Annotated in this window: 25 protein-coding genes; 12 read left to right on the top strand and 13 right to left on the bottom strand. The window is 65.3% G+C overall.

Translation table 11 applies throughout. The annotated features are described in order from the left end of the window. Window position 1: 1 nt before the first annotated feature. Window positions 2-505, bottom strand: a complete 504-nt coding sequence (locus tag QCE64_RS09280; RefSeq protein WP_310003523.1) for a hypothetical protein — start codon at window positions 503-505, stop codon at window positions 2-4. Window positions 506-760: 255 nt separating this feature from the next. On the opposite strand from QCE64_RS09280, the gene rpsP reads away from it, so the two are divergent. The 6 genes from rpsP to QCE64_RS09250 all read left to right on the top strand — a co-directional run bounded on the left by rpsP (window position 761) and on the right by QCE64_RS09250 (window position 5,034). Continuing rightward, window positions 761-1,015: a 30S ribosomal protein S16 gene (gene rpsP / locus QCE64_RS09275; RefSeq protein ID WP_310004194.1), complete on the top strand. Its 255-nt coding sequence runs from the start codon at window positions 761-763 to the stop codon at window positions 1,013-1,015. Window positions 1,016-1,079: 64 nt separating this feature from the next. Continuing rightward, a complete protein-coding gene (rimM, locus tag QCE64_RS09270; protein ID WP_309917543.1) occupies window positions 1,080-1,829 on the top strand; it encodes a ribosome maturation factor RimM in 750 nt (249 codons plus the stop codon). A gap of 25 nt (window positions 1,830-1,854) precedes the next feature. Continuing rightward, window positions 1,855-2,625, top strand: a complete 771-nt coding sequence (gene trmD / locus QCE64_RS09265) for a tRNA (guanosine(37)-N1)-methyltransferase TrmD (RefSeq protein ID WP_310003521.1) — start codon at window positions 1,855-1,857, stop codon at window positions 2,623-2,625. A 125-nt stretch (window positions 2,626-2,750) separates the two neighbouring features. Further along, window positions 2,751-3,140 (top strand): 50S ribosomal protein L19, encoded by a 390-nt coding sequence (gene rplS / locus QCE64_RS09260; RefSeq protein ID WP_309809258.1) that lies wholly within the window; start codon window positions 2,751-2,753, stop codon window positions 3,138-3,140. Window positions 3,141-3,317: 177 nt separating this feature from the next. Further along, window positions 3,318-3,971, top strand: a complete 654-nt coding sequence (locus QCE64_RS09255; RefSeq protein ID WP_309917539.1) for a CoA pyrophosphatase — start codon at window positions 3,318-3,320, stop codon at window positions 3,969-3,971. 124 nt (window positions 3,972-4,095) lie between these two features. Then, the gene (locus QCE64_RS09250; RefSeq protein WP_309917536.1) at window positions 4,096-5,034 is read left to right on the top strand and encodes a CobD/CbiB family protein; all 939 of its coding nucleotides are present in this window, start codon (window positions 4,096-4,098) and stop codon (window positions 5,032-5,034) included. A gap of 7 nt (window positions 5,035-5,041) precedes the next feature. Here the strand turns inward: QCE64_RS09250 and QCE64_RS09245 are convergent, their stop codons facing one another. The 3 genes from QCE64_RS09245 to QCE64_RS09235 are packed head-to-tail and all read right to left on the bottom strand — an operon-like array spanning window position 5,042 to window position 7,553. Next, window positions 5,042-5,365 (bottom strand): DUF2007 domain-containing protein, encoded by a 324-nt coding sequence (locus QCE64_RS09245; protein WP_309917533.1) that lies wholly within the window; start codon window positions 5,363-5,365, stop codon window positions 5,042-5,044. Next, complete coding sequence (rsgA, locus tag QCE64_RS09240; protein WP_309917530.1) at window positions 5,362-6,288, bottom strand: ribosome small subunit-dependent GTPase A; 927 nt, start codon at window positions 6,286-6,288, stop codon at window positions 5,362-5,364. The genes QCE64_RS09245 and rsgA overlap by 4 nt, the downstream gene beginning before the upstream one ends. Next, entirely contained in the window at window positions 6,285-7,553 is a 1,269-nt protein-coding gene (locus QCE64_RS09235) for a M48 family metallopeptidase (RefSeq protein WP_309809247.1), read from the bottom strand. The genes rsgA and QCE64_RS09235 overlap by 4 nt, the downstream gene beginning before the upstream one ends. A gap of 119 nt (window positions 7,554-7,672) precedes the next feature. Between QCE64_RS09235 and orn the strand changes: the two genes are divergently transcribed. Then, on the top strand, window positions 7,673-8,308 hold the full coding sequence (orn, locus tag QCE64_RS09230; protein ID WP_309809245.1) for an oligoribonuclease: 636 nt from the start codon (window positions 7,673-7,675) through the stop codon (window positions 8,306-8,308). On the opposite strand, the gene mog is transcribed toward orn, so the two are convergent. After that, window positions 8,309-8,932, bottom strand: a complete 624-nt coding sequence (mog, locus tag QCE64_RS09225; protein WP_310003519.1) for a molybdopterin adenylyltransferase — start codon at window positions 8,930-8,932, stop codon at window positions 8,309-8,311. Further along, window positions 8,913-9,530: a ribosome biogenesis factor YjgA gene (yjgA, locus tag QCE64_RS09220; RefSeq protein ID WP_309917525.1), complete on the bottom strand. Its 618-nt coding sequence runs from the start codon at window positions 9,528-9,530 to the stop codon at window positions 8,913-8,915. The genes mog and yjgA overlap by 20 nt, the downstream gene beginning before the upstream one ends. Before the next feature lie 212 nt (window positions 9,531-9,742). On the opposite strand from yjgA, the gene pmbA reads away from it, so the two are divergent. Beyond that, window positions 9,743-11,113 carry a metalloprotease PmbA gene (gene pmbA, locus QCE64_RS09215; RefSeq protein WP_309917522.1) on the top strand — a complete coding sequence of 457 codons (1,371 nt, stop codon included), beginning with the start codon at window positions 9,743-9,745 and terminating at the stop codon, window positions 11,111-11,113. A 68-nt stretch (window positions 11,114-11,181) separates the two neighbouring features. Here the strand turns inward: pmbA and QCE64_RS09210 are convergent, their stop codons facing one another. Further along, window positions 11,182-11,679: a dihydrofolate reductase gene (locus QCE64_RS09210; RefSeq protein WP_309917518.1), complete on the bottom strand. Its 498-nt coding sequence runs from the start codon at window positions 11,677-11,679 to the stop codon at window positions 11,182-11,184. A 90-nt stretch (window positions 11,680-11,769) separates the two neighbouring features. Beyond that, window positions 11,770-11,925, bottom strand: coding sequence for a hypothetical protein (locus tag QCE64_RS09205; RefSeq protein ID WP_310003516.1), 156 nt, complete (start codon window positions 11,923-11,925; stop codon window positions 11,770-11,772). Window positions 11,926-12,645: 720 nt separating this feature from the next. Between QCE64_RS09205 and QCE64_RS09200 the strand changes: the two genes are divergently transcribed. Both QCE64_RS09200 and QCE64_RS09195 read left to right on the top strand, forming a co-directional pair. After that, entirely contained in the window at window positions 12,646-14,025 is a 1,380-nt protein-coding gene (locus QCE64_RS09200; RefSeq protein ID WP_309917512.1) for a sigma-54 dependent transcriptional regulator, read from the top strand. A gap of 157 nt (window positions 14,026-14,182) precedes the next feature. After that, complete coding sequence (locus QCE64_RS09195; RefSeq protein ID WP_309809228.1) at window positions 14,183-15,154, top strand: thymidylate synthase; 972 nt, start codon at window positions 14,183-14,185, stop codon at window positions 15,152-15,154. 73 nt (window positions 15,155-15,227) lie between these two features. On the opposite strand, the gene QCE64_RS09190 is transcribed toward QCE64_RS09195, so the two are convergent. Both QCE64_RS09190 and QCE64_RS09185 read right to left on the bottom strand, forming a co-directional pair. Next, complete coding sequence (locus QCE64_RS09190) at window positions 15,228-17,528, bottom strand: DUF6600 domain-containing protein (RefSeq protein WP_310003514.1); 2,301 nt, start codon at window positions 17,526-17,528, stop codon at window positions 15,228-15,230. Window positions 17,529-17,661: 133 nt separating this feature from the next. Then, window positions 17,662-18,411 carry a helix-turn-helix transcriptional regulator gene (locus tag QCE64_RS09185; RefSeq protein ID WP_309930512.1) on the bottom strand — a complete coding sequence of 250 codons (750 nt, stop codon included), beginning with the start codon at window positions 18,409-18,411 and terminating at the stop codon, window positions 17,662-17,664. Between the two features lie 138 nt (window positions 18,412-18,549). On the opposite strand from QCE64_RS09185, the gene QCE64_RS09180 reads away from it, so the two are divergent. Then, window positions 18,550-18,693: a hypothetical protein gene (locus QCE64_RS09180; RefSeq protein ID WP_309917507.1), complete on the top strand. Its 144-nt coding sequence runs from the start codon at window positions 18,550-18,552 to the stop codon at window positions 18,691-18,693. Window positions 18,694-18,745: 52 nt separating this feature from the next. Beyond that, window positions 18,746-19,267 (top strand): acyl-CoA thioesterase, encoded by a 522-nt coding sequence (locus tag QCE64_RS09175; protein ID WP_309917505.1) that lies wholly within the window; start codon window positions 18,746-18,748, stop codon window positions 19,265-19,267. A 28-nt stretch (window positions 19,268-19,295) separates the two neighbouring features. Here QCE64_RS09175 and fumC read toward each other — a convergent pair whose 3' ends face one another. The 3 genes from fumC to QCE64_RS09160 all read right to left on the bottom strand — a co-directional run bounded on the left by fumC (window position 19,296) and on the right by QCE64_RS09160 (window position 24,211). After that, complete coding sequence (fumC, locus tag QCE64_RS09170) at window positions 19,296-20,702, bottom strand: class II fumarate hydratase (protein WP_309917502.1); 1,407 nt, start codon at window positions 20,700-20,702, stop codon at window positions 19,296-19,298. A gap of 26 nt (window positions 20,703-20,728) precedes the next feature. Next, window positions 20,729-22,408 (bottom strand): phospholipase D family protein, encoded by a 1,680-nt coding sequence (locus tag QCE64_RS09165; protein WP_404987312.1) that lies wholly within the window; start codon window positions 22,406-22,408, stop codon window positions 20,729-20,731. Between the two features lie 357 nt (window positions 22,409-22,765). Beyond that, window positions 22,766-24,211, bottom strand: a complete 1,446-nt coding sequence (locus tag QCE64_RS09160) for an MATE family efflux transporter (RefSeq protein ID WP_310003512.1) — start codon at window positions 24,209-24,211, stop codon at window positions 22,766-22,768. Between the last annotated feature and the right edge of the window lie 55 nt (window positions 24,212-24,266).

The following is a 24,266-nucleotide window of genomic DNA, read 5'->3' as shown; positions in this document are numbered from 1 at the left end:
TTTATTGCGACAGCGTCTTGGCCGCCTGGACCTGTCCTTCGAAATAGGTCTGGAAGGTGAGCGCGAGACCAGTCATCAGCAGGAAGGCGCCGATCAGCAGCGAAAAGATCACGATGAAGATGACGGTCCAGCCGGAGCGGCTGTTGCGCCCGGTGTGGGCGTTGAACTGCGCGTCCCATTTGGCGTCGGGGCGCAGGCCATAGACGATGGCCGACAGAAACGCCGCCAGCAGCGAAACGGCGCCGGGAAAGGCGAGCGCCCAGCCGAGCAGCGAGGCGCGCTCGGTTTCCTTCAACAGCAGATAGCCGAACGCCCCTAGCACGATGCCGACGATATGCGCCCAGCCATACTTGTCGCGCAGTCCATACAGATAGAAGCGATGCAGGCCGATCGAGCCGAACAGGAACGCGAGTGCCGCGGTGAGCGTCTTCGAACGGAAATAGGGCGGGACCTGCTTGCCGGCAGGCTTCGAGCCGGAGGGCGTGGCGACGGACGAGGAAGTCATCAGCGAAGGCGGTGGTAAAGAAGAGTGCGGGAGAGTGCAGCGGGAGTGCGGGCGTCATTTTACGCCCGCGCACGCCCCGAACACCGATGCCACGATGCCGCACGGGACTGATTTCCGGTATCCGACAAGCTTGCGAAACGATCCTCCGCACGACCCCGCATCCAAAAAATGCTTCAAGTGTTTGTTAGCGCTGCGGAATCCGGCTATAATCGCCTGTTCTCGTTGTTCCGAACCCCGGTTTTCAAGGATTTCAGCATGGTCATCATCCGCTTGGCTCGTGGCGGCTCGAAGAAGCGCCCGTTCTACAACATCGTCGCAACTGATTCGCGTAGCCGTCGTGACGGCCGCTTCATCGAGCGCGTGGGTTTCTACAACCCGGTCGCCACGAAAAGCGAATCGCTCCGTATCGCTCAGGACCGCCTGACGTACTGGAAGGAAGTCGGCGCACAACTGTCGCCGACGGTCGAGCGCCTGGTCAAGCAGGCTCAGCAAGCTCAGCCGGCTGCCTAAGTCGCTGCGCATGCTGGCTTAGACCACGCAACACAACGCTCGAAACCTGCCCAAAGGCTCGCCGATGTCCACGCGCGATTCAGAATCCGGACGCGCTGCCGGAAGCATCGGCCAGCCGAAGCCGGGGCAAGATGAAGGTTCCGCCACGTTTGGCGCATTCGTCCGCAAGCCGGGCGGGCGCCGCGTGGCGACCGACGTTTCGAGTGGCAAGGTTTCGAGCAGCAACGCGAGCGGTACTCAGCCGGACGGCGCAATCGAGCCGGTCGAGGCTTTGCCTGAAGACGCCGTCGAAGTCGGTTTCATTGCCGATGCCTACGGTCTCAAGGGCTGGGTCAAGGTTGTGCCGCACGCCAGCGGCAAGCAGGGCGGCGACGCCTTGCTGAGCGCGAAGCGCTGGTGGCTCGTAAAGGGTCGCGAACGCAAGTCCGCGCGCTGCATGCAGTCCAAGGTGCACGCCGACACCATTGTCGCGCGCCTCGGCGGCTGCGATGACCGCGATCTGGCCATGTCGCTGAAAGGGCATACGGTGCATATCGCGCGCAGCGATTTCCCGAAGCTCGCCAGCGAAGACGAATTCTACTGGGTCGACCTGCTCGGCCTGGATGTCGAAAACGAAGCCGGCGTGGCCCTAGGCCGCGTCGCGGATCTGATCGACAACGGCGCACATTCCATCCTGCGGATCGAATATCCGGATACCAGCAAGGATGGCGCGCCCGTCACCGGCGAGCGGCTGATTCCGTTCGTCGGCGTGTATGTGAAGACGGTGGACCGCGCGGCGAAGCGTATCGTCGTGGACTGGGACGCCGACTATTGAACCTCGGCACGTTACGGAGAGAGCGATGCAGTTCGATGTCGTGACGCTCTTTCCCGAGATGTTTCGCGCGCTGACCGACTGGGGCATCACCAGCCGGGCGGTCAAGCAGGAGCGGTTCGGTCTGCGCACGTGGAATCCGCGTGATTTCACGACCGACAACTACCGCACCGTCGACGACCGCCCCTATGGCGGCGGTCCCGGCATGGTCATGCTGGCGCGTCCGCTGGAAGCCGCGCTGCAGGCGGCGAAAGCTGCGCAGCGCGAGCAGGGCATCGCAGCTACACGCGTCGTGATGTTGTCGCCGCAAGGCGCCACCCTGAATCACGAACGCGTGATGCAGTTCGCTCAACAGCCAGGTCTGGTGCTGCTGTGCGGCCGTTACGAAGCCATCGACCAGCGTCTGATCGATCGTGAAGTGGACGAAGAAGTGAGCCTCGGCGACTTCGTGCTGTCCGGCGGAGAGCTTCCCGCCATGGCGCTGATGGACGCAGTGGTCCGGCATTTGCCCGGCGTGCTGAATGACGCGCAATCGGCGGTGCAGGACAGTTTCGTGGACACCCTGCTGGATTGTCCGCACTACACGCGGCCGGAAGAGTACGAAGGCGTGCGTGTCCCGGATGTGCTGCTCGGCGGCCATCACAAGGAAATCGAGGCGTGGCGCAGGCGCGAAGCATTGCGCAATACGCTCGTCAAGCGGCCCGATCTGATTGCGCGGGCGCGCAAGAGCAAGATGTTGAGCCGTGCCGACGAGGCATGGCTCGCAGAACTCGCAAAGGAAGCGTCGAAGCCTGCCTAGGTTTCGGGCCGACGAGCGGGATACAGGGGGCGTCGAGTCGCATCGGCGCCTGAAGCAAACCCATCCTCTACCGGGGCCTGCTTTTCAGGCACACAACTCCGGCAAGATGGCACAAGGAGTCAGTAATGAATCTGATTGAACAACTCGAGAAGGAAGAGATCGCACGCGTTCTGGGCGAGAAGAGCATCCCCGACTTCGCGCCGGGCGATACCGTCGTCGTCAACGTGAACGTGGTCGAAGGCACGCGCAAGCGCGTCCAGGCTTACGAAGGCGTCGTCATCGCGAAGCGCAACCGTGGCCTGAACTCGAACTTCATCGTCCGCAAGATCTCGTCGGGCGAAGGCGTCGAGCGTACGTTCCAGACCTACTCGCCGCTGCTCGCGAGCATCGTCGTGAAGCGTCGTGGTGATGTTCGCCGCGCAAAGCTCTACTACCTCCGCGAGCGTTCGGGCAAGTCGGCTCGAATCAAGGAAAAGCTGGTCTTCAAGGACAAGTCGGCTGCTGCTGCCGAGTAAGTCGTCGCAGCAAGACCGCGCACGAGTCCTCCGAAAAAAGCACCCTCGCGGGTGCTTTTTTCTTTGGTGTGTTCAAATCAGGACTTCGGCAGTCCCGTTTCCTTATCGTCCCTTACCCGTAATCCACCCGTGTCCACCGGCAAGACTTCGACTCCGCGCATCCTCGAACCCGAAAAAATGCCTGTCGCGACGACGGGCGAAGCGCTCCCGCCCATCGCACCCGAGCGCCTCACGCCGGAAGGCCTGCGCGCGCGTTTCGCCGTGCAGCTGGACTGGCAACAGGAGGAACGCGAACAGCGCATCAAGGCGATCGGCGGCGACCCGCGCGTGGCGTCGGTGCTGGTGGCGCTGGTCAAGCGCGAGGGCGGCCTGACCGTGCTGCTGACACAACGCGCCGATCACCTGTCGGACCACGCCGGCCAGATCAGTTTTCCGGGCGGCCGCCGCGAGCCGGAAGACGTCGATGCCGCCGCCACCGCGTTGCGCGAGGCGAAGGAAGAGGTCGGGCTGGACGCCGAACATTGCGAGGTCATCGGCGCGATGCCCGAGTACCTGACGGGCACGGGCTTCAGGGTGACGCCGGTGGTCGCGCTGGTCTCGCCGCCGTTCACGTTGCAGGCCGACACATGCGAAGTGGCCGACATCTTCGAAGTCCCGCTCGCCTGGCTGATGACTCCCGCGAATCACGAAGTGCGTGTCTTTCGCTGGGAAGGCGGCGAGCGTCGTTTTTTTGCCATGCCCTACGTGCCGGGCGAAGGAAAGGCGCCCTATTTCATCTGGGGCGCAACGGCCGGCATGTTGCGCAATTTCTACCGCTTCCTCGCGGCCTGAACGTCAACGCGCTCAGCCGGCAGGCGCAGCGCGGGCGCGCGCGATGACGTCGTGCGTGGAAGGCCGCAAACGCTGTGCTATCGTTACGCGAAACTCGAACTAACCGACTGTTTCGGCGCTTGGCATGACTTTTTTCTCTGTATTGCTGGCTCTCATCCTCGAGCAGGTACGCGCGCTCAAGCCGCACAATCCGGTCGCGGCGTTGCTCCAATACCATGCGGAATCCACCGCGCATGGTTTCGATGCCGGCAAGCAGAAGCACGGCATCGTCGCGTGGCTGGTGGTCGTGCTGCCCTGGACGCTCGTCGTCGGACTGATCTACTACGTCCTGTACCGCATCAACTTCGTGCTCGCGTTCCTGTGGAACGTGGTCATCGTCTACTTCACGCTGGGCTTTCGCCAGTTCAGCCACTATTTCACCGACATCCATCTCGCGCTCAACAACGACGACGTGCCGCGCGCGCGCGAAGTGCTGACCGAGTGGACCGGCATCGATACGGTCGACATGCCCGTCAGCGAAATCGTGCGTCATACGCTGGTGCATGCGGTGGTGGCGTCGCATCGGCACGTGTTCGGCGTGTTCTTCTGGTTCCTGATTCCGATCGGTCCGGCAGGCGCCGTGCTGTATCGCATTGCCGAATATCTGGCGCGCGCGTGGTCGAAGCCGGATCCCGAGCGCACCGTCGAGTTCTCCTCGTTCGCGCAGCGCGCGTTCTTCGTGATCGACTGGGTGCCGGCGCGGCTGACGTCGCTCGGTTTCGCGATCGTCGGCAACTTCGAGGACGCCATCTACGCATGGCGCAATCACGCCCGCCAATGGCCGGATGCGAACGAAGGCGTCCTGCTCGCGGCCGGCAGCGGCGCGCTCGGTGCGCGGCTCGCGGGCCCGCTCGCCGAACCGCTGTCGGTCGAGGCGCTGGCTGTGGGCGAGGCCGGTCCGCTGCCCGTCGGCGACGATTGCACGCCGCGCACGCTGCAATCGGCGGTCGGACTCGTATGGCGCGCCGTGATCCTGTGGATGCTGTTGCTGCTCATGCTGACCATCGCCGTTTGGCTGGCGTAATCAGTCTTCAATCGTCGAGCGGATCGCGCGGCGTCTGGCACTGCCAGCACACCGTAAATTGCGGCTCCAGCCATTCGCCGCATTGCTTGCATCTCCAGGGCCGGGCGTTCGCGTCCGGCCCTTTTCGTGCGCGCTCCAGCAGGCGCAACGCCAGGGCTTCGTCGCGGTCGTCGGTGATCCAGATTTCCGGCGCGCACTGATCCGCCGGAATCTCGCCCATCGCGCCATTCAGATAGCGGTTGTGCAATTCGCACGGCACGCCCGCGGTCGCCAGCACGTTCACCCAGTGCTGCGCCGTGATGAGGTTCGGGGCGCGCGTGAGACGCTTCATCGAACGATCTGACTCGCTTCGTGCACCAGTTGCGCGTAGAGCGCGTGTCGCTCGGGCCGGATTTTGCCGGCTTCCACTGCCTCGAGCACCGCACAGCCCGGCTCATGCAGATGATGGCAGTTGTAGAAGCGGCACTCGCCGAGATACGGCCGGAAGTCCGCGAAGGCGCGTTCGAGCTGGCCTTCGCTCAGATGATGCAGGCCGAACTCCTGGAAGCCGGGCGAGTCGATCAGCGCGCCGCCTCCGGGCAGGCCATAGAGCCGCGTGAAGGTGGTCGTGTGGCGGCCGCTGTTGAGCGCGGAGGAGATTTCGCGGGTGGCGGCGTCGGCATCGGGTACCAGCAGGTTGACCAGCGTGGATTTGCCCATGCCGGACTGGCCGAGCAGGATGGTCGCGCGGTCCTTGAGGCGCTCGTCGAGCAGCGGATGCACGTTGCCGGGGGTGTGCTTCGCGGACAATTCGACCACCGCGTAACCCAGTTCGCGATACGGCGCGAGCCGTTCGCGCGCGAGCGGCAGCGCGGCTTCCACGTCAATCTTGTTGAGCACGATCAGCGCGTCCAGTCCGTGCGCCTCCGCCGCGATCAGCGCGCGGCCGAGCAGGTCTTCGCTGAAGTGCGGTTCGGTGGCGAGCACGATCATGAGCTGATCGAGATTCGCCGCGAAGAGCTTCGACTTGAACTGATCCGAGCGATACAGCAGATTGCGCCGCTCGCCAATCTCGACGATCACGCCCTGATCCGCCGACGACTGCTCGCAGATCACGTGATCGCCGACGGCCACTTCGCTTTTCTTGCCGCGCGGGAAGCATTGCAGCAGGGGACCGCCGTGATCGGGCGTCACCAGATAGTGACGGCCGTGCGCCGCGATCACCGTGCCTTCGAAGCGCGCGCCCGCGTCCGGGCGCCCGGAGCCGCGCGTCATGCGGCGTGCTGCATCAGACGGTCGATGCGTTGCGAGGCGGGCGGATGGGAGTAGTAGAACGCGGTGTAGAGCGGATCGGGCGTGAGCGTCGACGCGTTGTCCTCGTAGAGCTTGACGAGCGCATTCACGAGGTCTTTCGGATCGGTCTGGCTGGCGGCGAAGGCATCGGCTTCGAACTCGTTCTTGCGCGAGGTCAGGCTGCCGAGCGGCGTGATGAAGAACATGAACACCGGCAGCACGAGCATGAACAGCACGAGCGCGAGGCCGTTGTTGCTGCCGACGAGCGACGGCCGCACGCCGAGCCCTTCATAGAACCAGACGGTCTGCACGAGCCAGCCGAGCAGCGCGAGCATGGCGAGGCTGATGCCGAACATCACGATCATCAGCTTCAGCACGTGACGGCGCTTGAAGTGGCCGAGTTCGTGCGCGAGCACGGCCTCGATCTCACTGCCGGACAGGCGCGCGAGCAGGGTATCGAAGAAGACGATGCGCTTGGCCGCGCCGAAGCCCGTGAAATAGGCGTTGCCGTGCGCCGAACGGCGGCTGCCGTCCATCACGAACAGGCCCTTGGCGGCGAAGCCGGTGCGCGACATCAGGTTCGTGATGCGTGCGACGAGCGCTTCGTCCTTCAGCGGTTCGAACTTGTTGAAGAGCGGGGCGATGAAGCTCGGATAGATGATCATCGCGAGCAGCTGGAAGGCGACCCAGACCATCCAGGTCCAGAGCCACCAGTAGGCGCCGGCGCGGTCCATCAGCCAGAGCGTGAGCAGCAGCAGCGGCGCGCCGATCACGACGGCGAGCACCGTGCCCTTCACGAGATCGATGAAGAACAGCTTCTTCGACATGCGGTTGAAGCCGAACTTCTCTTCGACCACGAAGTGACGGATGTAGTCGAAGGGCAGGTCGATGAGACTCGTGATCGCGATCACGGACGCCACCAGCGCGATCTGCCCGAGATAGCCGCGGCCGAGCCAGCCGGAGATGGCGAGATCGAGCGCCTGCACGCCGCCGAGCAAGGTCAGCGCGACCAGCACGACCGCGCTCGTGACGACCTCGATCATCGTGAGGCGGGTGCGTTCGACCGTGTAATCCGCCGCGCGCTGGTGCGCCGCGAGCGGTATGGTTCCCGAGAATTGCGCCGGCACGCTCTCGCGATGCCCGGCGACGTAGCGGATCTGGCGCGACGCCAGCCAGAGCTTGGTCGCGACCATGCCGACCAGGGCGACGACGAAGAGCGTCGAGAAAGCGAGAGTGAGGTTGGCCATCCGGGAATTCCGATTGAACTATGCGAGAATTATAGGTTCTTGGCTGCGCCGGCGTTGTCACATCCTGCAAGGATTCCGATGCCGTTCCGTCGCGGCTTTCTCTCCTTCAGGCCGCTTTCATGACCGAACTCTCCGCCGCTCCAGACTCCGCGCAGCCCGCCGATGACAACACGCTCGTGCGCAGCGACATGAATCTCGTGTGGCTGGACATGGAGATGACCGGCCTCGATCCCGACAACGACAAGATTATCGAGATCGCGGTGGTCGTGACGAATTCGACGCTCGACAAGCTCGTGGAAGGGCCGGTGCTGGCCATCCATCAGTCCGACGAAACGCTCGGCCGCATGGACGAGTGGAACCGCAACACGCACGGCCGCTCGGGGCTGATCGAGCGCGTCAAGGCGTCGACCGTCGATGAAGCCGAAGCCACGCGGCAGATTCGTGAGTTCCTCGGCCAGTACGTGCCGCCGGGCAAGTCGCCGATGTGCGGCAACTCCATCTGCCAGGACCGCCGCTTCATGGCGCGCTGGATGCCCGAGCTGGAAACGTTCTTCCATTACCGCAATCTCGACGTCAGCACGCTCAAGGAACTGTGCCGCCGCTGGCAGCCGGCCATCTACAAGGGCTTCCAGAAGCGCGCGATGCACACGGCGCTCGCCGACATCCACGAGTCCATCGACGAACTCAAGTACTACCGCCAGCACTTCCTGATTCCGGCGGCGTCGGCATCCGCGTCCGCGGCCGGCACGCCGTAATCACGCCTGCGGCGCGCGCCGCGCGCTTTTCGGACGGAACGCGGTCACCACGTCGGGCCGCGTCTCGATATACGGCCCGCCAATCAGATCGATGCAATACGGCACCGCCGCGAAAATGCCCGGCACCATCTGCGTGCCGTCAGCGTCCTTCAAGCCTTCAAGCGTTTCGCGGATCGACTTCGGCTGGCCCGGCAGGTTGATGATCAGCGCGGCATGATCCGCCGTCTCGCGGATCACCGCGACCTGGCGCGACAGTATCGCCGTGGGCACGAAATTCAGACTGATCTGACGCATCTGTTCGCCGAAGCCGGGCATCGGCTTCGTGGCGACAGCGAGCGTGGCTTCCGGCGTGACGTCGCGCCGCGACGGGCCGGTGCCGCCCGTGGTCAGAACGAGATCGCAGCCGAGCGTATCGACGAGTTCGACGAGCGTCGCCGAGATGGTCGCTTCGTCGTCGTGGATCAGGCGGGTTTCGGCGCGAAAGGGCGTGGCAAGCGCTTCGCCGAGCCATGCTTCCAGCGACGGCAGGCCCTTGTCCTCATAGACGCCCTGCGACGCGCGGTCGCTGATCGACACCAGGCCGACGATCAGCTCGTCCGGGTGATTACGCTTCGGTGTCGTCATCACGGCCGTCCTCGTCTCGCTCGCTGTCGTCTTCATCTTCGTCCACGCCCGCCGCCGTCTTGATCCACTGGAACAGCTCGCGGTAATAGCGCGGCGGTTTCTGCTGCTCGCGCTCCTTGCGTGCATTGCGGATCAGCGTGCGGCCTTCCTGCGGATCGACGCCCGGATGATTGCGGATGAATTCGGTCAAGGCGGCATCGTCGGCGAGCAGTTGCTCGCGCGTGCGCTCGATCCAGTGCAGACGCGCCGTTTCGCTCTTGTTCACGCCGCGGAAGGTGTCCAGCGCCGTGCGCAGCGCGGCGGTTTCGTCGTCGTGCAGCGAGCGCATCAGCTTGCCGACATACTGCAACTGACGGCGCTTGCCTTCGTGATCGGTGATACGGCGCGCCTCGCGCACGGCGTCGCCGAGCGCCTCGGGCATCGGCATGCGTTTCAGCGCGTCTTTCGGCAATGCAATGAGCGCCGCGCCCAGCTCCTGCAGCGCGTGCATGTCGCGCTTCAGCTGGGATTTGCTCGGACGGTCGTAGCCGTTTTCGTCGGCGTCGGGCGCGTCGTCGCGGCCGGCATCGATCGGTTGAATGCGGGTTTTACGGTTCATCCCGACATTGTAGCTTGCAGCCGTGCGGCGCCCGGCGCTCCCGCACCCTACAGCCGCGATACCTGCGGGTGAATGCGCGCGCTCCTTGCTATGATCGCGGGATACGCCAGTCCCGCTGTCCGACGTCCGCTTCAACGCGCGTCAGTCCGGGAAATCCGAAGCAACCACGACATGCGCGGGCGCGCGGCGCCCGACTTCCAAAGGCAACCAACATGGCAGCAGACATGGACGTCAAGCAACGCTATTTCCCGCATACGCAGGACGAACTGAAGGAGATCGCCTCCGACATCCTGCGCTACGCGAAAGAGCTCGGCGCAAGCGATGCCGCCACTGAAATCTCCGAAGGCGACGGCCTGTCGGTGAGCGTGCGGCGCGGCGAAGTCGAAACCATCGAACACAACCGCGACAAGATGGTCGGCGTGACGGTGTTCATCGGCAAGAAGCGCGGCAACGCGAGCACCGCCGACTTCACCCGCGACGCGCTGCGCGACACGGTCGCCGCCGCGTACAACATCGCGCGCTTCACGGCCGAGGACAGCGCGGCGGGTCTTGCCGAAGAGGAACTGCTCGAGCAGTCGCCGCAGGATCTCGATCTCTATCATCCGTGGGACGTCGACGCCGAAGAAGCCGCCGACATCGCCCGCCGCGCCGAGGCCGCGGCCTTCGCTGTCGACAAGCGCGTCACCAATTCGGAAGGCGCGAGCGTCTCCGCGCAGCACTCGCAGTTCGTGCTCGCCACCTCGCGCGGCTTCATGGCGGGCTATCCGTACTCGCGGCACTACATCGCGTGCGCGCCCATTGCCGCAGCGGGCCGCGACATGCAGCGCGACGACTGGTACACGTCGAAGCGCGACGCCGCCAGCCTCGCCGCGCCGGAAGCGGTGGGACGCTACGCGGCGGAACGCGCGCTCGCGCGTCTCGGCGCGAAGAGCCTCGACACGCGCAAATGCCGCGTGCTGTTCGAGGCGCCGCTCGCGGCCGGCATTCTCGGCGCGTTCGTGCAGGCGGTGAGCGGCGGCGCGCTGTATCGCAAGACCACGTTCCTGGTCGACAGTCTCGGCAAGCCGGTGTTCGCGCCGCATATCCAGATCGTCGAGGATCCGCACGTGAAGGGCGGCATGGGCAGCGCGCCGTTCGACGAGGAAGGCGTGCGCACGCAGCGCCGCAACGTCGTGGACGACGGCGTCGTGCAGGGCTATTTCCTGTCGACGTACTCGGCCCGCAAGCTCGGCATGCGGACCACCGGCAACGCCGGCGGCTCGCACAACCTGAGCATGCGCAGCTCGCATACGAAGCCGGAAGACGATTTCGAGGCGATGCTCAAGAAACTCGACACGGGCCTGCTGCTGACCGAACTGATGGGGCAGGGCGTGAACTACGTGACCGGCGATTATTCGCGCGGCGCGTCGGGCTTCTGGGTGGAGAACGGCAAGATCGTGCATGCCGTCGAGGAAATCACCGTGGCGAGCACGCTGCAGGAGATGTTCCGCCACATCGAGGCGATCGGCGCGGACACCGTGGTGCGCGGCACGAAGGAGATCGGTTCGGTGCTGATCGAGCGGATGACGGTGGCCGGTCAGTAACTGTCCGGCTTCGACGCTGCAAAGACAAAGCCCCGGTCATGCCGGGGCTTTGTCATTTCGTCATCTTGTCATTCCGACGGCGCGATGCGCTCGTAGGTCACGAACGCAAACGCGAAGTCGTTCGGCGCCGCCGCGCGATGCGGCTCACGCGACACTTCGCGCCACAACTCGGGATCGGGCGCGGGAAAGCGGGTGTCGCCGTCGAAATCGGCGTCGATCTCGGTGACGATCAGCTTGTCCGCCCGTGCGAAGCCGTCCTGATATAACTGCGCGCCGCCGATCAGAAAGGCTTCCTGCGCCGGTTCGAGCGCGAGCGCGGCTTCCAGGTTCGTCACGACGTCGCAGCCTTCGTAACGCCGCGTGGCATCGCGCGACACCACGATGTTGCGCCGCCCGGGCAACGGCCGGCCGATCGATTCATGCGTCTTGCGGCCCATGATGATGGGCGCGCCCATCGTCGTGCGCTTGAAGAAGGCGAGGTCTTCGGGCAGGCGCCAGGGCAATTGGTTGTCGCGGCCGATCACGCCGTTGCGTGCGCGGGCGACGATCAGGGTCAGCGTCGTCATGGGAAGGTCGGAGTCGAGGCAAGCGGCGCGCGCGGTCCGCGCTGCCGGGCCTTCGATTCTAACCGACCGATCCCGTGCGGGCGTTGGACGTCAGGACGGCGGCGGTTCGTCATCGAACGCCATGGGCGCGAGCGGCGCCGAAGGCGCGTCCGACGCCGGAGGGGCTTCGTCCCACAGCCTCACGCTGATGCCGGCGCCGCCCGGGCGGACGGCGGCGTGCAACGATTGCGGATCGTCGTTTTCCAATGGATCGCTTGAATGCGTATCGCGGGAATCGGCGCGCTGGAATGAACTATCGAGTGCCATCTTGACGACATAACCCAAGGTAACTATTCCCGGACTCGGAAGACATCTGGAAATAAAGTAATCATCGCGTCGGTAAAGGCGATTATGCGAACGATGATAGTCGTATGAGTTTTGTACGCACGTTCGGCAAATATGATGTTTTTACGCTCCGACACTGCGCAACTTATGCGAGATGCGTGCCATCCGGGCGGATCCGTTGAGGGGTAAAGCGGGTCGGAAATATTGCGGGAAATGCCACCTGAATAACACGCGAAAACGTTTCAATGGTGAAACGTCACGTCAGAAAAACCTGAAGTCCGTGCGATTCCGGTATAAGATTTTGTCGTATCAAATTGTGCGCAAAGCTTTTAATAAATATGTGAGAAATTCTTGCCAAGCCCGTCCTGTCAGGGTTTTGTGGCGCTTTCGTTCGCCTCGGGCGATATTTGTTTTCGGGGTTTCTGGGTTATAGTAGTCTCTCAAAAACGGCACAGAATCAGACATAAAGGGTTTCGTGGAAGGGTGCAAGGGGTTCCGCGCCAAGTCCCGGGGGCGACGTATCGAACTGCAAGTCCTGCTGAAAATGCACTGGCAAACATGCGAGGACAACGAAGTCTGCGATGTAGCGCGAGCCTTGACTACGCGACCTTTTCAACGAACGTTGAACTAAGGATCTGAATAATGGACGTCGCTCGGCGGCAACTCATATACGTGACTCGCGATCCAAGCGAGACGCTGTGCGCGCGTTTCGAGGAGCGCGGCTGGCACATCGAAATCGTCGCGAGCGCGCGCGACACGCGCAAGGCCTTGCGCAATGACGTGGCAACAGGCGGTCTGCTCGATCTGTCGAGCCATTTCGAATCGCATGAACTGGCGGCGTTCGAATCGTCGCTGACCATGACCAATGTGGGCTGGGTGGCGGCGACCGTCGCGGGCCAGTTGGAAGACTCCGCCGTACGGCGCCTGATTCGCGATTATTGTTTCGATTACGTCACGCTGCCGACGTCGAACGACCGTGTCGTCGATTCCGTCGGGCATGCGTACGGCATGGTGGCGCTGCACGATGCGGCGTCCAACGACGCGCGCAGCGAAGGCCGCGCGGAAGGCGAGATGGTCGGCTCGTGCGACGCGATGCTGGCGCTGTTCCGCTCCATCCGCAAGGTCGCGATGACCGACGCGCCCGTCTTCATCTCCGGCGAATCGGGCACCGGCAAGGAACTCACTGCCGTTGCCATCCACGAACGTTCCGCGCGCCGCGACCAGCCGTTCGTCGCGATCAACTGCGGCGCGATTCCCGCGCATCTGCTGCAATCGGAGCTGTTCGGCTATGAACGCGGCGCTTTTACCGGCGCCAATCAGCGCAAGATCGGCCGGGTGGAAGCAGCCAACGGCGGCACGCTGTTCCTCGACGAAATCGGCGACCTGCCGCTCGAAAGCCAGGCGAGCCTGTTGCGCTTCCTGCAGGAACGCAAGGTCGAACGCCTGGGCGGCCACGGCTCGACGCCGGTGGACGTGCGCATCATCTCGGCGACGCACGTCGACATGCAGACGGCAATGATCGAAGGGCGTTTCCGCGCCGACCTGTATCACCGGCTGTGCGTGCTGCAGATCGACGAGCCGCCGCTCAGGGCGCGCGGCAAGGACATCGAATTGCTGGCAAAGCACATGCTCGATCGCTTCAAGAAGGACGCGAGCCGTCGTCTGCGGGGTTTTTCGCCGGACGCCATCGCCGCGATCCATAACTACGGCTGGCCGGGCAACGTGCGCGAGTTGATCAATCGCGTGCGGCGGGCCATCGTGATGTCGGAAGGGCGCCAGATCACCGCGCGCGATCTCGAACTCGGCGAATACGTGGAAGTCGCGCCGGTATCGCTGGCGCAGGCGCGCGAGGCGGCCGAGCGCCAGGCGATTGAACTTGCGCTGTTGCGGCACCGCGGGCGTCTCGGCGATGCGGCGCATGAACTGGGCATTTCGCGCGTGACGCTGTATCGCTTGTTGAGCGCGCACGGCATGCGTCATATCGAAGTCGACGTGCCTCCGGAGCACGCGACACGCGGCTGACTGCCGCCGCCGAATTCCTCGAACGGGCGCCACGGCGCCCGTTTTGCATTGCCGCGTCGGCGGCATGGCATCGCGAGCGTGGTGTCTGCGCGCTTGGTAGAATCGCTCTTTCCGCCTTCCGTTCGCGAGGGCGCGCGGCATTCCCAAGGAACATCGAATGAAACAGTATCTCGAGCTCGTCCAGACGATCCTCGATACCGGCACGTGGCAGGAAAACCGCACGGGCATTCGCACGATCAGCATCCCCGGCGCCATGCTGCGCTACGACCTGCAACAAGGCTTTCCCGCCGTCACCACCAAGAAGCTCGCGTTCAAGTCGGCGATCGGCGAGCTGGTCGGTTTCCTGCGCGCGTCGAAGAGCGCGGCGGATTTCCGCGCGCTCGGCTGCAAGGTGTGGGACGCCAACGCCAACGACAATCCGCAGTGGCTCGAGAATCCCTATCGTCAGGGCCCGGACGATCTCGGCGATGTCTACGGCGTGCAGTGGCGCAAGTGGCCCGCCTACAAGCTGGTCGATGCGCGTTCCGGCGACCAGATTGCCGATGCCACCAACCGCGGCTATCAGCTCGTCACGAGCTTCAGCGAGAACGGGCGCGAACAGGTGCTGCTGTACAAGGCAATCGATCAGCTGCGCCAGTGTCTCGACACGATCATCGAGCGTCCGACCGACCGGCGCATCCTGTTTCACGCATGGAATCCCGCCAAGCTCGACGAAATCGCGCTGCCCGCGTGCCACCTGCTGTACCAGTTCATTCCCAACGCGACCACGCGCGAGATTTCGCTGTGCCTGTATATCCGCAGCAATGATGTCGGCCTCGGCACACCGTTCAATCTGACCGAGGGCGCGGCGCTGCTGCATCTGGTCGGCCGGCTGACGGGATACACGCCGCGCTGGTTCAGCTATTTCATCGGCGATGCGCACATCTATGAAAACCAGCTCGACATGCTGCAGGAGCAATTGAAGCGCGAGCCGTATCCGTCGCCGCAGCTGATCATCTCGGACCGTGTGCCGGACTACGCGGTCACGAAGCGCTACGAGCCCGAATGGCTGGAGAAGATCGAGCCGACGGACTTCGCGCTCGAAGGCTATCGGCACCACGAGCCGCTCACCGCGCCGATGGCGGTGTAAGCGGCTGTTTCAAGCGGTCCGAGGTTCGGAAAACGCGCGGCTTCGGCCGCGCGTTTTTCATTTCAGACGACGCTCAGCTTCGATGATGATCGTTGCCGCCGCCGTGTTGAGGCTGCTGGGCTTGCTGCGGTTGTGGCTGCGATTGCGGATGGGGCTGCTGTTGCGCTTGCGGCGGTTCGCGATGCGGTTGCTGCATCTGTGGCGGTGCCTGGCGCACCTCCTGATGCATCGGTTGACGCTGGGGCGCGGGATGGAACTCCGGCGGCCGTTGGACTTGCTGCTGCGGCATCGGCGTCGGCGTCGGCGCGTGCGGCTGCTCGACGTGAGTCGGGTGATAAGGCTGTGGTTGCGGCTGTGGCTGTGGCGCGTGCTGAGCAATGGGTGCTTGCGGCTGCGTCGGCGCGTGCTGGGCGAACCCCGCTTGCGGCGCCTGCGGCTGCGCCTGAGTCGGCGGGTGTTGAGCAAAGCTCGCTTGCGGTTGCATCGGCGTTTGAGGTGCGCCGCGATAGACCTGCGGCGCATGCGGCGCAGGCGCTTGTGCTTGTACTTGTGCCTGCTGTGGCGCCGGCGCATGAGGCGCGTTGATGAACGGATGTCCTGATGCGGCATCGCCGTGTGATCCGTGCGATGGGCCGCCGAACTGTGCCTGTTGCGGCGGATGCGGCACGCCATTGCCGTGCTGCTGAACCGGCTGTCCGACGACCGCTGCAGCAGCGAATCCTGGCCGCTGCGGCGCGCCGGGCGGCGGCGAGTTCGGTGCATTCGGCCCATGCGCTGCGTTCGACCCATTCGGTGCATGCGCCGCATTGAATGCAGCCCCACCGGCGATCACTTGTCGAGCCGGACCATGTGTCGCGACGAGATGTACCGGTTCATTACGCGGCACGACGGCCCGCGCATCGCCATGCTGCGGAAAACGGCCCTGAAACGCGGGCGGCGCAACCGGCGCGCGTGTCGCCACGACGGGACGCGTGTAACCGCCCTGCGGCGGCCGATAGTCCGCACGCCGCGCGCCCGGCGCGAAGCTGTCGCGGGTCGGCGCGATGCCCGGCGTGCCCGCGAAGAAATGCGGATTGCGCAGACGCGACGGATCGATGGCATACGGCTGGCGTCCGACCGGCTGGCCACGCACGAACAGGTTCGCCGGCGCGGCGGTGAGTCCGCGTCGCTCGCGATAATTGATGTACGTGTTGTTGATGTGAACCGAGCGATCGACATACACATGCCGGTTCACCCGCTCGTAGTAGCGCGGGCTCCACCCGTCGCGATGCGGATGCCACGGCTCGCCCGGCCCGAGCGGGAACCACGCGAGCCCCGCCGCCGCGACGCCGCCCACGACAAGCGCGACGTTCCAGTCGACGCCGCCGTCGCCATCGCCGACGAAGCCGACCAGCGCCGGCGCGTAGGCCGGCGGCGCGGCAACGGCATCCGGACCCGGCACCCACGCCCACTGCGACCCGACAAATGCCCAGCGGCCATAGTGATACGGCGCGAAGCCCCACGGTGCATCGTCGATCCAGGTCCAGCCCCACGGATCCTGCCACGCCCAGAGTCCTTGCCGATATGGCGCCCAGTCGGCGGACACGGCATTCGGCACCCACACCGGCCCATACGACGGATCCGTGCGCCAGGTGCCGTTGGCATCGAGATCCTGATAGCCGGGCATGTCACGCGATACATAGCGCGCCGAGACCGAGCGATCCTCGGCGGCATCGCGGCTCGCGGCCCATTGATCGAAGGCATCGGGCGCGGGCGCCGCGTTCGCCGCCGTCTGCCTGAGATTCGTGCCTTCGAAGGTGATCTGCTGGCCGCCGCCGAGCTGCATCGCGCCGCCGTCGCCATACACGGTCACGCCGCCGCTGCGCACCGTGACGGTGGTGGCGCGGCCATCGGGCGCGACGTCCACGCGCAGGCCGCCCGGCGTCGTCACGGTCAGCGCGATGTTCGGCGTGTCGATCTCATAGTTCGAGCCGGGCGGCACTTCGCGCACGCGCGTCGACAGCGTGCCCTGCGCGATCTTGAGCTGCGCGGTGTTGTCGTCGAGCGCGAGCACCGTCAACGCGGTGGACGATCCCAGCCGCACCGCCGTCGAGCCGACATGCAGCTCCGAGCGTGCGTTTTCGTCGTTCCAGAGCTGATCGCCGGTCGTGAGCGGGCGGTTGATCTGCGCGTAGGACCAGTCGGAGGCGCCGGCGGGTTCGGTCGTCACGGTGCCGGCCATGTAGTTGAGCCGCGCGATGCGTCCGGGCGGATCGCCGGAGTCGTTCTGCGGCGCGGCGGCCATCGAGGGCGTCTGTGCGAACGCGCCCGTCCCCGCCTGCGACAACAGCGCGCACACGGCAAGTGTCGCGGCCGACATGGTCCTGGTCTTCATTGTTTTCTCCGCCAGCCGCGCCGTGCGCCATGCGGGCGCCTTCCGTGCGCGCGGCCTGTCGGATCAATGTATCGCCCGGCCGTGTATCCGTACGATGCGGTTTGTAACGGCGCACAGGCGCGCGTAACAAAGCTTATCGGCGGGAGAGGAAGTCTTCGAAGTGACGTTGGCCGGACGGCGTCACGCGCAGCACGCGACGCTTCGCCGTCGGTTCGATCCAGCCGCGCGTCTCGCAGGCGGTCAGGAACGCCGCGCCGAGCGCGCCGCCGAGATGCGGCCGCCGCTCGCTCCAGTCGATGCAGGTACACGCAAAGCGTCTCCTGCGCGCCCGCTGCGCCGTCAGGTCGATGCCGAGCGCCGCGAACGCCTCGGCTCCGTCAGGCGTCGCCTCGAGGGCGGTGGGGCCCGGAGCCTCGGTCGGGCCGGCCACAGCGGCAAGCCAGTGGCGCGCGAGCATGCCGTCGAACAACTGCACGGCCAGTTCTCCCGCCAGATGGTCGTAGCAGGTGCGCGCGTAGCGCATCTCGAGCGGCACGGCGGAGGGCGGCCGTTCGGGCGTGCGCTGCGGCGCGCTGGCCCGCGCCAGATTGGCGAGCGCCTCGATGGCCGCGGCGATGTCGGGTGTCGCAATCCGATAGTAGCGATGCCGCCCGCTCACTTCGAGCGCCAGCAGCCCGCCTTCGGTGAGGCGCGCGAGATGCCCGCTGGCCGCCGAGGGCGACAGGCCCGCAATCATCGTCAGTTCGCCTGCGGGACGCGCGGTGCCGTCCATCAGCGACCAGAGCATCGCGGCGCGGCCCGGATCGGCGAGCAGCGCGCCGATGCGCGACAGCCCCGGAAAATGGCGTGTGCGCGCGTCGGTGACATCGAGTGCGGTATTCATGGCGTGGATTCGAAACCGTTGACCGGACCGGTTCACTCTAGCGCGACTTCGCAACCGATGTTTCACTGCATCCCGAAATGTCGTTGCATGCGTGCGGCGCTAGAATGACCGCTGGCATTTCAAAGCAGGAGATTTCCCATGACCAGACTGATTCTCGCGAGCCTCCTCGGCTTCGCGATATTGTGCGCGGGCTGTGCGGGCGGGCCGTCGTCATCGGCGGGCGGAGGCGGCAGCATCACGATGTACGGCACCGTCGACCAGGGCATCACCGTCCACGACTAGCCGCATTTTCGCTTCGTATAATCGGCGTCACACGCTTCCAACGATGACGCCCATGAACACGCCCGCCGTAACGCCCATCCCCGCTGCCCCGAAAAGCCGCGCCGAAACCACTTTCCGCTTTCTTGCCGAGCCGACTTCCGTGAATTTCGGCGGCAAGGTGCACGGCGGCGCGCTGATGAAATGGATCGACGAAACCGCCTATGCCTGCGCGGCCATGTGGTCGGGACGTTACGCGGTGACGGTGAGCGTCGGCAATATCCGCTTCCGGCGGCCCATCCTGGTCGGCAATCTGGTGGAACTGCGGGCGCGCGTGGTCGCGACGGGGCGCACCAGCATGCACATCCATATCTCCGTGCACGCGGGCGATCCGAAAGTCGGCGAGTTGCAGCAGACCACCGATTGCCTGATGGTGTTCGTCGCCGTCGACGAAAAAGGCAGCCCGACGCCCGTGCCTCCATTCGTGCCGGAAACCGACGAGGAACAGCGCCTCGCCCGCTATGCGATGGACGTGAAGGACGCGCTCGATGCGATCGTCGAGCTGAAGCCGGAGGAAGTCGCGGCGGGCAAGGTCTGAACCCGCCGCATGGCCGGAACGACGCGCGTTATGGCTCGCCGACCATGTCGCCCGGCTTGACCCATTCGTCGAACTGCTGCTCGGTCACAAAGCCGAGCGCGAGCGCGGACGCTTTCAGCGTCGTGCCTTCCTTGTGCGCCTTCTTCGCAATCTTCGCGGCCTTGTCGTAGCCGATATGCGGATTCAGCGCCGTCACCAGCATCAGCGATTCGTTGAGCAGGCTGTCGATGCGCTTCTCATTCGGCTCGATGCCCACTGCGCAGTTGTCGTTGAAGCTGTGCGCGCCGTCGGCAAGCAGGCGGATGGACTGCAGCACGTTGTGCGCGATCATCGGCCGGAACACGTTCAGTTCGAAGTTGCCGCTCGCGCCGCCGAAATTCACCGCGACGTCATTGCCGAAGACCTGACAGCACAGCATGGTCACGGCTTCGGACTGGGTCGGGTTGACCTTGCCTGGCATGATCGAACTGCCCGGCTCGTTCTCGGGAATCGACAGTTCGCCCAGCCCGCAGCGCGGACCGCTCGCGAGCCAGCGCACGTCGTTGGCGATCTTCATCAGGCTCGCCGCGACGGTCTTCAGCGCGCCATGCGCGGCGACGAGCGCATCGGCGGCGGCCATGACCTCGAACTTGTTCGGCGCGGTCTCGAAGGGCAGGCCGGTGAGCTTGCCGATCGCCGCCGCCACCTTGCCCGCGAACTGCGGATGCGCGTTCAGCCCCGTGCCGACCGCCGTGCCGCCCTGCGCCAGCTGGTACAGGTGCGGCAAAGTCGCCTCGACGTGGCGGATGCCCTGGTCGAGCTGCGCGACATAGCCTGAGAACTCCTGGCCGAGCGTGAGCGGCGTCGCGTCCTGCAAATGCGTGCGGCCGATCTTCACGATCTTCGCGAACGCCTTCGATTTCTCGTCGAGCGTGTTGCGCAGCGTCTTGAGCGCCGGCACCAGATGCTTGACGATGCCGTAGGCGGCGGCGACATGCATCGCGGTCGGGAAGACGTCGTTGGACGACTGGCCGCGGTTGACATCGTCGTTCGGATGCACGAGACGCTCTTCACCGCGCGCACCGCCGAGAATCTCGCTCGCGCGGTTCGCGATGACCTCGTTGAGGTTCATGTTGGTCTGCGTGCCCGAGCCGGTCTGCCACACGGCGAGCGGAAATTCGTCGGGATGCCTGCCGTCGATGATTTCCTGCGCGGCCTGCATGATCGCCTTCGCCTTTTTCGAGTCGAGCTGCTTCAGCTCGTCGTTCACCTCGGCGGCGGCGTGCTTGATGACGGCGAGCGCCGTGATCAGCTCGGGCGACTGCTTTTCCGTCGAAATCTTGAAGTTCTGCAACGAGCGCTGCGTCTGCGCGCCCCAGAGTTTGGCGTTCGGCACGGCGATCTCGCCGAACGTGTCCTTCTCCATCCGTACGTCGCCTTGCGCGTTCTGTGTCATGGCTCGAAAGTCCTTACGAAGTTGGATCAAAGCTGCTTGTCGACGGGCAACAGCATAAACAGGCCTGTCATCGCATTGCGATATAACCCTGCTTCGGGATCGAAATTCCAGGTGACGAGGCTGCCGTCCTGCTCGGCGGTCCACATGAGCCCTGATTGCGGGGCTCCCGTGCGCCGCAGCTCCTCGGTGACGGCCGCGCTGGCGAGCTGGACCCGCCAGCTGACTTTCGGATCGGTGCCGTGGTCGAACAGCTGGGCGGCCTGGCTGGCGATGGACGCGTCGTGGATCACGAGCGCGAGTTCGGTGTTCAGTTTCGCCGAGCGCGGATCGAGATTCATGGAGCCGATCACGAGGATACTCCGATCGATCACATAGGCCTTGGCATGCAGGCTGGCGCGCGACTGCGAGCCGAACAGACCCGCGCGCGGACTGCCTTCGCCCGCCACCTGCAGCGGCTTGAATTCGTACAGTTCCACGCCGTGCTGCAACAGCGGAATCCGATACGGCGCGTAGCCTGCCTGCACCGCGACGGCATCGGTTGCGGCAAGCGAATTGGTCAGCACCGCGACGCGCACGCGGCGCTTCGTCACCTCGGAGAGGATGTTCACGCCGGCGTCGTGCGGCACGAAGTAGGGCGAAATGATCAGGAACTCGCGCTGCGCTTCTTTGAGCAGTTCCGCGAGGCGGTTCATCGGCGGACTCTGGTAGTCGTCGCTCGGATGCTCGATCTTCGACGGCGAATCCACCCAGAATTCCGTCGGCGCCCACACCAGGCCCATTTCCCCGCGCGCGATCTGCCGGGCCAGCGGCGTCGCGTTGAGGGGCTTGGCGTTCAGCGGGTCCGCCTGGGCGCGCCAGTGCGCGCGCAGGTCGTCGCGGGTCTTGTCGAGCTCGGCGGGGTCGAACTTCTGCTTGTTCAGCGCGCGCAGCGGGTAGGAGAGCGGGCTGTTCCAGTAGTCGTCGAAGCTCGCGGAGATCTTCTGCGTGACCGGACCGGCGGCGAAGACGTCCAGGTCGCGGAACTGCAGCGTCGGGCTCGCGCTGAAGTATTCGTCGCCGAGATTGCGGCCGCCGACGATCGCGATCTGGTTGTCCGCGATCATCGCCTTGTTGTGCATCCGGCGCGTGAAGTGATTCAGGTTCGTGAAGAAATTCTGTGTGCGCTCGGCAAAGCTGCGCTGCGCGCTGCCGTACGGGTTGAAGACACGGATCTCGATCTTGTCGTGCGAATTGAGCGCCGCCATGATCCGGTCGATGTCCTTGAAATTCAGGTCGTCGACCAGCATGCGCACGCGCACGCCACGATCCGCCGCATACAGCGCCGCGCCCAGCAGCAGCTTGCCGGTGTTGTCTTCCTCGGCAATGTAGTACTGCATGTCCAGCGTCTTCGTCGCCGCGCGGGCGAGCGCGATGCGGGCCTGAAGCGCGTCGGTGCCGGTCGGCAGCAGGCGCACCGCGGATTGCTCCGGATGCTGTCGTTCGAGCGGCGTCAGCGCGGTTTCGAGCGGCGTCGCGGTGTCGGGCGGGAGCGCCTGGCTTGCCGGACGGTCGAACGCCGTCGCGGGCGGGCGCGTGGCGCAGGCGGCGAGCAGCGTCGCGGCCAGCAGCGCCGTGGCCAGGCCGCGCACGCCTGACATGATTCCTCGCGGCGCAACGCGCCGATCCTTTCGCACGCCCGGCGCGCCACGCCGTGCTGCTCGCTGCATTCCCCGGCTTTCCGACACTTCGATTCCTCGTTCTCGTTGTTTCGACTGGTCCGTCGCTTGCGTTCTGGTGTACGTGGCGGACGAAGCGTCGTAGCAAGAAGCGTTCTCCCGCCACGTCATCGAAACAATTCTAAGGGGAATCGTGAGGCAGCCCTGTCGACGTCGGTGGCATGGCGAACGAGGAGGGCGGCAAAAGGGCCGGACAAAAAAAAGCCCGCCTGGTCGAAGGCGGGCTGACAACCCCTGTCACAGATGTCTCAAGGAGGAGACGGATTCATCCTAACCATGGACGGGCCGCGCACCAACCAAGCATTCGTGCCATGCATTTCGTCACGTGGCTCATTTGCTTATCAGGCATCACGCGTGGCCGTGCGGGGCGGCGCTGGCATCGGCGGCGTCCGGGTTCGGGGCCGTGCCGGTTTCGATGAAGCGCCGGCTGATGCGGTGAAACCGCAGCGTCATCAGCGCGGCGACACTTGCGAGCCCGGCGGCGAGTCCCCACCACAGGCCCTTCGCGCCCAGTTCGAAATGGAACGCGAGGACATAGCCCGTCGGAAAGCCGACGCCCCAGTAGCCGAACGCGGCGGCGAGCATCGGCACGCGGGTGTCGCGCAGGCCGCGCAGGCAGCCCGAGCCGACGGTCTGCATGCCGTCGACGATCTGGAACACCGCCGCCACGCCGAGCAGCGACGCGGCGAGCGCGACGGTCCGGGCGTTGGCGGGATCGTCGAGTTTCAGATACAGGCCGACGATCGCGTGCGGCACCGTGATCAGCACGAGGCCGGAGCACATCATGAAGCCGACGCCCAGCGCCAGCGCGACGAAGCCCGCATGGCGCGCGGCGACCGGCACGCCCGCGCCGACCCAGTAGCCGACCCGCACGTTCGCCGCCTGACCGATCGCGAGCGGCACCATGAACGCCACCGACGCCACGTTGAGCGCGATCTGGTGCGCGGCCAGCGGCGCTTCGCCGAGCAGGCCGACCATCATGCCGGTGGCGAGGAAGAGCGTGGATTCGACGCCGTAGGTGATCGCAACCGGCCAGCCGATGCTGAACAGTTCGCTCATCAGCGGCAGGCGCGGCCGCGTGCGCGTGACGAAATGGCGATAGCGCGGCCGCAGATGCAGGAACGCGACGAGTGCGAGCGCGATCAGCCAGACGGTGATGGTGGTCGCGGCGGCGGAGCCAAGAAAGCCTTCGCGCGGCAGGCCGTAGGCGCCGTGAATCAGGCCGTAGTTGAGGAAGCCGTTGACGAACACGCCGCCGATCGACACCCACAGCAGCCTGCGCGCCGCACCGATGGCCGGCAGGAACGCGCGCATCATGCCGACGCCGATCAAACTGCCGGGCGTGCCCCAGCGCAACACCGCGCAGTATTCGCCGACGTTCTTCGCCAGCAGCGCCGGTTCGTGGAACGCGAGCAGGATGGCTTCGGCATAGGACAGCAGCACGAAGGCGGGCACTGCGAGCAGCAGCGAGAGCACGAAGCCGGTCCAGTAGATGCTCGGCACGCGCTCGTCGGCGTTGGCGCCGCGTGCGTGCGCGACCGATACCGACACCGACGTCAGCACGCCCTGCAGCAGCGTCACGACGACGAAGAAGAGATTCGCGCCGAGGCCGCCGGCGGCGAGCGCATCGGGACCGAGCGAGCCGAGCAGGATGGTGTCGGTGACGCCCATTGCCATCTGCGAGAGCTGCGCGATGGCGAGCGGCGCCGCGAGGCGCGCGGTGTCGGCGGCGTGACGGGTGAGGCTCGGCGGTCCTTGATGCGCGCGCTGCGCGCGCGTGGTCTGGGCTTGCATGGTTGAGAGCGAATCAAACGGAGAGGACACGGCGGCGTGGCGGCGTGGCGGCGCG

The sequence above is a fragment of the Caballeronia sp. LZ043 genome, assembly GCF_031451075.1.
Classification (GTDB): domain Bacteria; phylum Pseudomonadota; class Gammaproteobacteria; order Burkholderiales; family Burkholderiaceae; genus Caballeronia.
Note: the sequence above shows the minus strand (reverse complement) of the source record. Positions and strands in the feature narration are given on the sequence as shown.

Excerpts from the sequence above, each read along its gene's own strand:
- QCE64_RS09280 (WP_310003523.1), bottom strand. The coding sequence starts at position 505 with ATGACTTCCTCGTCCGTCGCCACGCCCTCCGGCTCGAAGCCTGCCGGC.
- rpsP (WP_310004194.1), top strand. The coding sequence starts at position 761 with ATGGTCATCATCCGCTTGGCTCGTGGCGGCTCGAAGAAGCGCCCGTTC.
- rimM (WP_309917543.1), top strand. The coding sequence starts at position 1,080 with ATGTCCACGCGCGATTCAGAATCCGGACGCGCTGCCGGAAGCATCGGC.
- trmD (WP_310003521.1), top strand. The coding sequence starts at position 1,855 with ATGCAGTTCGATGTCGTGACGCTCTTTCCCGAGATGTTTCGCGCGCTG.
- rplS (WP_309809258.1), top strand. The coding sequence starts at position 2,751 with ATGAATCTGATTGAACAACTCGAGAAGGAAGAGATCGCACGCGTTCTG.
- QCE64_RS09255 (WP_309917539.1), top strand. The coding sequence starts at position 3,318 with ATGCCTGTCGCGACGACGGGCGAAGCGCTCCCGCCCATCGCACCCGAG.
- QCE64_RS09250 (WP_309917536.1), top strand. The coding sequence starts at position 4,096 with ATGACTTTTTTCTCTGTATTGCTGGCTCTCATCCTCGAGCAGGTACGC.
- QCE64_RS09245 (WP_309917533.1), bottom strand. The coding sequence starts at position 5,365 with ATGAAGCGTCTCACGCGCGCCCCGAACCTCATCACGGCGCAGCACTGG.
- rsgA (WP_309917530.1), bottom strand. The coding sequence starts at position 6,288 with ATGACGCGCGGCTCCGGGCGCCCGGACGCGGGCGCGCGCTTCGAAGGC.
- QCE64_RS09235 (WP_309809247.1), bottom strand. The coding sequence starts at position 7,553 with ATGGCCAACCTCACTCTCGCTTTCTCGACGCTCTTCGTCGTCGCCCTG.
- orn (WP_309809245.1), top strand. The coding sequence starts at position 7,673 with ATGACCGAACTCTCCGCCGCTCCAGACTCCGCGCAGCCCGCCGATGAC.
- mog (WP_310003519.1), bottom strand. The coding sequence starts at position 8,932 with ATGACGACACCGAAGCGTAATCACCCGGACGAGCTGATCGTCGGCCTG.
- yjgA (WP_309917525.1), bottom strand. The coding sequence starts at position 9,530 with ATGAACCGTAAAACCCGCATTCAACCGATCGATGCCGGCCGCGACGAC.
- pmbA (WP_309917522.1), top strand. The coding sequence starts at position 9,743 with ATGGCAGCAGACATGGACGTCAAGCAACGCTATTTCCCGCATACGCAG.
- QCE64_RS09210 (WP_309917518.1), bottom strand. The coding sequence starts at position 11,679 with ATGACGACGCTGACCCTGATCGTCGCCCGCGCACGCAACGGCGTGATC.
- QCE64_RS09200 (WP_309917512.1), top strand. The coding sequence starts at position 12,646 with ATGGACGTCGCTCGGCGGCAACTCATATACGTGACTCGCGATCCAAGC.
- QCE64_RS09195 (WP_309809228.1), top strand. The coding sequence starts at position 14,183 with ATGAAACAGTATCTCGAGCTCGTCCAGACGATCCTCGATACCGGCACG.
- QCE64_RS09190 (WP_310003514.1), bottom strand. The coding sequence starts at position 17,528 with ATGAAGACCAGGACCATGTCGGCCGCGACACTTGCCGTGTGCGCGCTG.
- QCE64_RS09185 (WP_309930512.1), bottom strand. The coding sequence starts at position 18,411 with ATGAATACCGCACTCGATGTCACCGACGCGCGCACACGCCATTTTCCG.
- QCE64_RS09180 (WP_309917507.1), top strand. The coding sequence starts at position 18,550 with ATGACCAGACTGATTCTCGCGAGCCTCCTCGGCTTCGCGATATTGTGC.
- QCE64_RS09175 (WP_309917505.1), top strand. The coding sequence starts at position 18,746 with ATGAACACGCCCGCCGTAACGCCCATCCCCGCTGCCCCGAAAAGCCGC.
- fumC (WP_309917502.1), bottom strand. The coding sequence starts at position 20,702 with ATGACACAGAACGCGCAAGGCGACGTACGGATGGAGAAGGACACGTTC.
- QCE64_RS09165 (WP_404987312.1), bottom strand. The coding sequence starts at position 22,408 with ATGCAGCGAGCAGCACGGCGTGGCGCGCCGGGCGTGCGAAAGGATCGG.
- QCE64_RS09160 (WP_310003512.1), bottom strand. The coding sequence starts at position 24,211 with ATGCAAGCCCAGACCACGCGCGCGCAGCGCGCGCATCAAGGACCGCCG.